Source organism: Planctomycetota bacterium, assembly GCA_039819165.1.
In the GTDB taxonomy this organism is placed as follows: Bacteria; Planctomycetota; Phycisphaerae; order Phycisphaerales; family UBA1924; genus JAHCJI01.
On sequence record JBCBSM010000013.1, the window covers coordinates 1 to 561 of the forward strand.

The following is a 561-nucleotide window of genomic DNA, read 5'->3' on the forward strand; positions in this document are numbered from 1 at the left end:
GGTCGGGGCGGGTGCCGATGGGGGCGAGTCGTTGGCGTCGTACCAGTGCACGCCGGCGACGCCGTAGGTCGGGCCGAGCTGGGGCAGGGTGCTGGGGATGAGGTCGGCGGGCAGGGGCATCTCGCAGACGACCGCGGCGCAGCCTCCGCGGACTTCGCTGCGCCACTCGGCGGGTTGGCCCGCGATCACCGCGGGGCCGGTCACGACGCGAGCGCCGACGCCGTCGGCGTGGAGGAGGAAGGTGTGGCCGTCGGTCTGTTCGGCCTCGGCGTCGGCACCGATTAGCTCGTAGCGGAACGCGAGGCGTTCGAGTTTGAACACGCCGTCGGCGGGGCGATCGAGGGTCCCGTGCCAGTTGCCTTTGCCGGTGATCAGGCCGTAGACGGTGAGGACGTCCTGGTCGTGCTGGGCCTGTCGGACGCAGCCGCTGGCGAAGTCGCGGCCGCCCTGGGTGATGCGGTTGCGGAGCACGACGGTCTGTCCCGAATCGCCGCGGGCGTAGCCGAGCAGGTGGCGGCACTGGGTCCAGGTGTTGCCCAGGGTGATCGAGGTCATGCAGCG

General features: G+C 71.8%; 1 protein-coding gene. It reads right to left on the reverse strand.

The window, feature by feature from the left end:
* On the reverse strand, window positions 1-561 hold a 561-nt coding region (locus tag AAFX79_13785; protein ID MEO1009627.1), incomplete at both ends, for a hypothetical protein.